Origin of the sequence: Dyella sp. ASV21, from assembly GCF_016428975.1 — a bacterium.
GTDB lineage: Bacteria > Pseudomonadota > Gammaproteobacteria > Xanthomonadales > Rhodanobacteraceae > Dyella.
Genome location: NZ_JAELTT010000366.1, coordinates 1 through 312, shown reverse-complemented (window position 1 = coordinate 312; position 312 = coordinate 1). Strand labels below are relative to the sequence as shown.

Here is a 312-nt window from a genome sequence, read left to right as displayed (position 1 = left end):
CCCCCCCCCCCCCCCCCCCCCCCCCCCCCCCCCCCCCCCCCCCCCCCCCCCCCCCCCCCCCCCCCCCCCCCCCCCCCCCCCCCCCCCCCCCCCCCCCCCCCCCCCCCCCCCCTTTTACACCCCCACCACGCCAACCGAGATTCGGTCACGGGTCTCGTGGGCTCGGAGATGTGTATAAGAGACAGGGATACGCTGGAGCTGGAGTTCACCGAGAGCACGCTGATGGAGCACAGCGCCACCACCCGCCGTCACCTCACCGCTTTGCGCCAGCTCGGCGCAGGCATTGCCATCGACGATTTCGGCACCGGCTAC

At 75.6% G+C, this 312-nt stretch carries 1 protein-coding gene; it reads left to right on the top strand.

What is annotated here, in order from left to right:
* Positions 1 to 168: 168 nt before the first annotated feature.
* On the top strand, positions 169 to 312 hold a 144-nt coding region (locus JHD67_RS22720; RefSeq protein ID WP_255557476.1), incomplete at its 3' end, for an EAL domain-containing protein.